We start from the raw sequence: 6464 nt of genomic DNA, 5'->3' as shown, positions 1-6464 counted from the left end.
GCTCTTCGGCCGGGACGGCAGGGTCTTCTTCTGCAACTCCGGCGCCGAGGCCAACGAGGCCGCCTTCAAGATCGGCCGGCTGACCGGGCGGACCCATGTGGTGGCCACCGAGGGCGCCTTCCACGGGCGGACCATGGGCGCCCTCGCGATGACCGGCCAGCCCGGCAAGCGCGAGCCGTTCCTGCCACTGCCCGGCGACGTCACCCACGTCCCCTTCGGCGACGCGCAGGCACTGGCCGCCGCAGTGACCGAGGAGACCGCGCTCGTCATCATCGAGCCGGTCCAGGGCGAGCTCGGCGTCGTCGTCCCGCCCGCCGGCTACCTCAAGGCCGCCCGTGCCATCACCGCATCGACCGGGGCGCTCCTCGTCCTCGACGAGGTGCAGACCGGCATCGGCCGGACCGGGCACTGGTTCGAGTACCAGGCCCACGAGGGCGTCCTGCCCGACATCGTCACCCTCGCCAAGCAGCTCGGCGGCGGGCTGCCGCTGGGCGCGACCGTCGCCTTCGGGCGGGCCGCGGAGCTGCTCCAGCCCGGGCACCACGGCACGACGTTCGGCGGGAACCCCGTCGCCTGCGCGGCCGGGCTCGCCGTCCTCGACACCATCGAGAACGAGGGGCTGCTGGAGAACGTCAAGCGGCAGAGCGCGGCATTGCGGGACGGGATCGAAGGCCTCGGCCACGAGTTGATCGATTTTGTCCGGGGCTCGGGCCTACTCCTGGGTATCGTGCTCACCGAGCCTCTCGCGCCCCAGGTGCGCCAGGCGGCTCAGGAGGCCGGATTCCTGGTGAACGTGCCCGCCCCGGACGTCGTCAGGCTGATGCCGCCGCTGAACCTCGGCGACGACGAGGTGGACGCCTTCCTCGGGGCGCTGCCCGGCATCCTCCAGGCAGTGAGCGGGGACGGACGATCCGGAGAATGAGACGACGATGAGCCAGGCGCAGGAACACGAGCAGGGGGCGAACGGGCCCGCCGTGCCGCAGACCCGCACCGCACGCCACCGCCGGATCGTGGACATCCTCAACCGGCAGCCGGTGCGGTCGCAGAGCCAGCTCGCGAAGCTGCTCGCCGACGACGGGCTGAACGTCACGCAGGCGACGCTCAGCCGGGACCTGGACGAGCTGAACGCGGTGAAGATCCGCAACACCGACGGCGACCTGATCTACGCGGTGCCGAGTGAGGGGGGCTTCCGTACGCCCCGGGCGCCGCTGGGCGGGTCGGCGAAGGAGGAGCGGATGCGGCGGTTGTCGCAGGAACTGCTCATCTCCGCGGAGGCTTCGGCGAATCTCGTGGTGCTGCGGACCCCTCCGGGGGCCGCGCAGTTCCTGGCGTCGGCGATCGATCAGGCGGAGCTGCACGACATCCTGGGGACGATCGCCGGGGACGACACGCTGATGTTGATCAGCCGGGAGCCGGACGGGGGGCAGGCGCTGGCGGAGCACTTGCTGAGGCTGGCACAGAACGGGCACTGAGCGCCGTAGCCGTGTGTGCGGGTGGACTGTGGCCGTTCGCGCAGTTCCCCGCGCCCCCAAGCGCCTTAGCTGCGGGCAATCGTGCCGCTAAGGGCGGCACGGGTGGGCGCAGCGGCACCCCGCCAGCGCGGGTGAGCGTAACGCCCCCCGCCCTCAGCCCAACGTCACCCCAGCCGCGCCGCCAACCCCCCGGTGCAGCGCACCTCGTCACCAGCCGTGATCAACAGCGCTTCCACGTCCGGCAGGGACTCCAGCCACGCCAAGCCCTCCAGCGACCCCATCGCGAACGCCGCCGTGGCCCAGCAGTCCGACCAGGTCAGTCGGGGCCCGACCACGGTCACGGCGACCAGGTCGGTCACGGCCGAATGCCCCGTACGCGGGTCGAGAATATGCGCGCCCCGCTCCGCCGTACCGGACGTCGCCACGGACAACTCGTCCACCCCGGCCGCCGAGACGACCGCCGCGAGACCCCCCGGCCGCAACGGGTCCGACACACCCACCCGCCACGGCCGCTGCGCCCCCGGCGCCCCGAGTAACTGCACATCGCCGCCGCCGTTGACGCTCACCCCGCACACCCCCGGCACCGCCGACAACCGCCGGGCCGCCCGCTCGACCGCCCAGCCCTTGACGATGCCGGTCGGGTCCAGACGGCCCTGGTACGACGTGCTGAACCAGCCGTCGCTCAGCCGCTCCGCCTCGGCCGCCAGCTCCAGGACCTCGGCGACCTCGGGATCGCACTCCGCGACGGTCAGTTCACCGCGTTGCAGCCGGGCGATCTGGCTGTCCTCGCGGTAGGTGCTGAACACCTCGTCGACGCGGTGCAGTCCGGCGACGGCCTCGTCCAGGGCCGCGCGCACGGCGGCCGGTTCCCCGCCGCGGACGTCGAGGGAGAAGACGGTCCCCATCGTCTCTTCCACATGACGTACCGCGGCGGGAGCCTGTGCGGGGTCGGCCACCGTGTCAGCCACCGGCCTGGTCCAGCGCCGACTGGAGGGACTGCTTGTAGCCCGCGCTGGTGTAGGTGGCCCCGGAGACGGCGTCGATCTGCGCGTTACCGGCCGCCACGGCGGCCTGGTTGAGGCGGGGCACGGACGAGGAGGTGATCTGGTCGCTGCGTCCGCCCTTGGGGGCCTGGACCGCCTCGGCCTTGGTGATCTTCCCGCCCGCGACGGTGATACGGACCTGGACGGGACCGTACTGCGTCTGCGCGGCCGTACCCGTGACCGTCTTGGCCTGTGCGCCGCCCGCCCCGGAGCCCTGCGCGGCGCCACCGCCCCCGCCTCCCGCCGGAGCCTTGTCCAGTGCGGACTGGAGCGACTTCTTGTAGCCCGCGCTGGTGTAGGTGGCCCCGGAGACGGCGTCGATCTGCGCGTTCCCGGCCGCGACCGCCGCCTGGTTGAGGCGGGGGACGGAGGAGGAGGTGATCTGGTCGCTGCGGCCGCCCTTGGGGGCCTGGACCGCCTCGGCCTTGGTGATCTTCCCGCCGGCCACGGTGACCCGGACCTGGACCGGACCGTACTGCGTCTGCGCGACATCGCCGGTGAGGGTCTGGGCGCTGCCCGAGCCCTGCGCGGCGCCGCCCGCGGCCTTGGCCTTGTCCAGGGCCGACTGGAGGGACTTCTTGTAGCCGGCGCTGGTGTACGTCGCCCCGGAGACGGCGTCGATCTCCGCGCTCTGAGCGGCGACCGCCGCCTGGTTGAGGCGGGGCACCGAGCTGGCGGTGATCTGGTCGCTGCGGCCGCCCTTGGGGGCCTGGACCGCCTCGGCCTGAGTGATCTTTCCGCCGCTCATGGTCAGGCGGACCTGCACCGCGCCGTACTGCGTCTGCTGCGCGTCACCGGTGACGGCGCCGTTCACGCCGCCCTGCGGCGCCTGCCCGGCCGCCGCCGGCGGGACCTGGCCGCCGGCCGCCTGGGCACCGCCCGGGTCGGAAGCCGGCTTCATGGACAGCAGCAGCACGATCCCGGAGACGGTGGCTGCGCCGGCGAGCACGGCACGCCGGACGGGGTGACTCTTCCTCATCGTTTCTCAAGCTCCTGAAGGGCCGTTGATGTCCCGTCGCTCACATCTCGAACGACTCGTGATGGATACGCCGGGCGGGGACTCCCGCGCCGCGCAGTGCTTCGTAGACCGACTGCGCGAAGCCGGGCGGCCCGCACATGAAGACGTCGTGGTTGTCGACGTCGGGGATCTTCCGCTGGAGGGACTCCGCGGAGATGTCGGGGCGTTCCCCGTCGGGGCTGTTGACCGCGTACATCAGCCGCGCGCCGCGCTCATCGGCGATCTTGGCCAGCTCGCCCCACAGGGCGAGGTCCTGGGTGCTGTTGGCCCGGTAGAGGAGCGTGATGTCGCCGGACGAGCCCGGCAGTGTTTCGAACAGGGCCCGCATCGGGGTGATGCCGACACCGCCCGCGACCAGCAGCACCTTGCCGCGGCTGCGGCGCTGCGCGGTCATCGCGCCGTACGGGCCCTCGGCCCACACCTTGGTGCCGGGCTGGAGCTCGCGCAGCCGGGACGTGTGGTCGCCGATCGCCTTGACGGTGATCCGCAGCATGTCCGGGCGGGGCGCCGCCGACAGGGAGTACGGGTGCGAGCTGAAGCGCATGCCGGGCGCCTTGAACCGCCAGCGGAAGAACTGCCCGGCCTGCGCGCCCATCCGGTGCAGCTTGCGCCCGCCGATCAGCACGGACACGATCCCCGGGGTCTCCTCGATGACCGCCTCGACCCGCATGCGGTGCCGCAGGTTCAGGCGGATCGGGGTGATGATCCGGTACCAGAGCACCAGCGCGGTCACCACGCCGTAGAGCCCGTACCAGAAGGTCTTCGCGGCCGGCTCGACGGCGAACTCGTTGCCGGTCGTGATCTGGTGCCAGAACGTCATGTACACCGACGCGTACGTGAGCAGGTGCACGTGGTACCAGGTGTCGTACCCGATCAGGCGGCGGACCCCGCCGATCGAGAGGATGCCGATGACGAACAGCAGACCCGTGCCGATGGCGGCCTTGCCCATGTCCGGTAGCTGGTTGATGGAGTCCGTCGTCTGCTGGACGATGTCGCCGAGCCCCTTGCCCGCCTGCAGGGCGTAGCCCCACATGGTGAGGAAGACATGGGCGAGGACCAGGCAGAGCGTGTAGCGGCCGGTCATGGCGTGCCAGCGCGCGACCCGGTCGGTGCCCACCCGCCGCTCCAGCGCGGGCACCCGGGCCATCTGGAGCACCACCAGCGCCATGAGGTAGCCGGCGAGCAGGCCGGTGATCCGGCCGGCGGCCAGGATCTTGCTCGCGTTGTCCGCGAGGGACGGTGTGTTGTCCCACCACAGCCACAGCACGGCCGCGGCTCCCGCCCACAGGACGATCAGCAGCGGGACGGCCGGGGAGCGGCGCGGGCGGATGCGGCGCATCGTCTGGCGACGGGCGGCACGGCCGCCTGCGAGCGTGGTGGTCACGGTTCCTCCGTGGGGACTTGACCCTTGGCCCACAGATACGTGCCGGGAGGCGGGAGTGTTCAGCCGCGTACCGAGTCATGTGCGGACGGGAGTGACCGGCGGTAACGCGCCCGAGTGCCCGTGCGGCGTCCCCGCCTCAGTAGCGCGTGACGGCGGTGGTCCCGCTCGTCGTCCCGACGGCGATGTGGGGACGCTTCGCCGGGTCGGCCCAGGTGAGGATCCGCCGCATCGCGTCCTTCGGCACGGAGACGCAACCGGCCGTCGCTCCGCGCCCGTCGACATGCAGGAAGATGCCCGCGCCGCGCCCCCGAACGGGACGCTCGTAGTTGAAGTCGATGACGAGCGCGTGCGCGTACTGCGCCCGGTAGCTGATCAGCCGCTCGGACTCGGCGGCCCGGCAGTCGGCCGCGCGGGGCTCGGTCCAGCGGTTGTAGGAGCGGGAGTCGTTGTCCTGGCACCACCAGGAGTCCCGGTGCACCCGGCGGTAGGTGTACGCCGTCCCGCGCGGTGCCGCCTTGATGCCGAAGGCGTACGGCAGTCCGTACAGGCCCGTGGGTGTCGTGTCCGTGCCCTGCTTGCGGGCGCCGCCCTCGACGAGTCCGTTCGCTCCGAAGCGCGCGGGCGCTGAGCCGGCCCGCACCCACCGCCCGCCCCTGAGGTCCCACCAGGTGACCGTGCCCGTGGTGGAGGCCCGCTTCGGGGCCACCGCGGTGATGAGCTGGGTGCCGCCGCCGGTGTCCGCCATCCGGTCCGGCAGGGGCGCGGCCCGGTCGGGCGGCCCGGCGCCGAGCATCAGGAGGGAGGAGACGGCGAGGACGACGGCACCTGGGCGCATGTCTCAGACCGTAGAGGGAGGCAGCGGCAACGGCAGCCCGGGTAGTCCGTCCAGGCTGGTCGCGATGTGCTCCTTCTTGGTGAAGTAGGCGTCGAGCGAGGCGTCGTCCTCGCGCGCGAAACGCTTGCTGTGCAGATCGCGCTCCGCCTCGTACTCCATGAAGGGCACCGCGTAGCCGCAGGTGTCGCGGACGAGTTCGGCCGTCACGACGATGATCGCGCGCAGGCCGTGCTGGGCCGGGTCGATGTCCGGGAAGCGGGCGAGGAGTTCCCGGAAGCGCGGGTCGTCGCGGAAGACCGGCTCGCCCCGCCCGTGCACACGGACGATGTTCGGCGGGCCCTGGAAGGCGCACCACATCACGGTGATCCGCCCGTTCTCCCGCAGATGGGCGATGGTCTCGGCGTTGGAGCCGGCGAAGTCGAGGTAGGCCACGGTGTGCTCGTCGAGCACCGCGAAGGAGCCCTTGAGGCCCTTGGGCGAGAGGTTGACCGTGCCGTCGGCGGACAGAGGAGCGGTGGCGGTGAAGAAGACCGGCTGCGCCTCGATGAACGAGCGGAGCCGGCCTTCTATGCGCTCATGAGTCTTTCCCATGTCAAACGATTATGGGCGCAGGTCTTTTGACTGTCTAAGGAATTTCGGGATCAGGTCACCTCTGCCGGATCCCGGGCTCGGACGCCTGCCCGTGGCCGCCCCGGCCGGCGCTCACTCGGGG

The 6464-nt window shown here is 71.9% G+C and carries 7 protein-coding genes; 2 read left to right on the top strand and 5 right to left on the bottom strand.

The window, feature by feature from the left end:
- Both ACFTZL_RS38795 and ACFTZL_RS38790 read left to right on the top strand, forming a co-directional pair.
- Nucleotides 1–922, top strand: a 922-nt coding sequence (locus tag ACFTZL_RS38795; protein WP_382593346.1) for an acetylornithine transaminase, incomplete at its 5' end; no start/stop codon positions are given.
- Nucleotides 923–929: 7 nt separating this feature from the next.
- Nucleotides 930–1472 (top strand): arginine repressor, encoded by a 543-nt coding sequence (locus tag ACFTZL_RS38790; protein ID WP_382593343.1) that lies wholly within the window; start codon nucleotides 930–932, stop codon nucleotides 1470–1472.
- Between the two features lie 164 nt (nucleotides 1473–1636).
- On the opposite strand, the gene ACFTZL_RS38785 is transcribed toward ACFTZL_RS38790, so the two are convergent.
- The 5 genes from ACFTZL_RS38785 to ACFTZL_RS38765 all read right to left on the bottom strand — a co-directional run bounded on the left by ACFTZL_RS38785 (nucleotide 1637) and on the right by ACFTZL_RS38765 (nucleotide 6343).
- On the bottom strand, nucleotides 1637–2440 hold the full coding sequence (locus ACFTZL_RS38785) for an FAD:protein FMN transferase (RefSeq protein ID WP_382593340.1): 804 nt from the start codon (nucleotides 2438–2440) through the stop codon (nucleotides 1637–1639).
- A complete protein-coding gene (locus tag ACFTZL_RS38780; protein ID WP_382593337.1) occupies nucleotides 2433–3494 on the bottom strand; it encodes an FMN-binding protein in 1062 nt (353 codons plus the stop codon). Before ACFTZL_RS38780 ends, ACFTZL_RS38785 begins: the two co-directional genes overlap by 8 nt.
- A gap of 40 nt (nucleotides 3495–3534) precedes the next feature.
- Nucleotides 3535–4917 carry a ferric reductase-like transmembrane domain-containing protein gene (locus tag ACFTZL_RS38775; protein ID WP_382593334.1) on the bottom strand — a complete coding sequence of 461 codons (1383 nt, stop codon included), beginning with the start codon at nucleotides 4915–4917 and terminating at the stop codon, nucleotides 3535–3537.
- 136 nt (nucleotides 4918–5053) lie between these two features.
- Nucleotides 5054–5752: a L,D-transpeptidase gene (locus ACFTZL_RS38770; protein WP_382593331.1), complete on the bottom strand. Its 699-nt coding sequence runs from the start codon at nucleotides 5750–5752 to the stop codon at nucleotides 5054–5056.
- 3 nt (nucleotides 5753–5755) lie between these two features.
- Nucleotides 5756–6343, bottom strand: coding sequence for a pyridoxamine 5'-phosphate oxidase family protein (locus tag ACFTZL_RS38765; RefSeq protein WP_382593328.1), 588 nt, complete (start codon nucleotides 6341–6343; stop codon nucleotides 5756–5758).
- Nucleotides 6344–6464: the final 121 nt, after the last annotated feature.

This window comes from Streptomyces sp. NPDC056948, from assembly GCF_042674225.1.
GTDB classification, from domain to species: domain Bacteria; phylum Actinomycetota; class Actinomycetes; order Streptomycetales; family Streptomycetaceae; genus Streptomyces; species Streptomyces purpurascens.
Note: the sequence above shows the minus strand (reverse complement) of the source record. Positions and strands in the feature narration are given on the sequence as shown.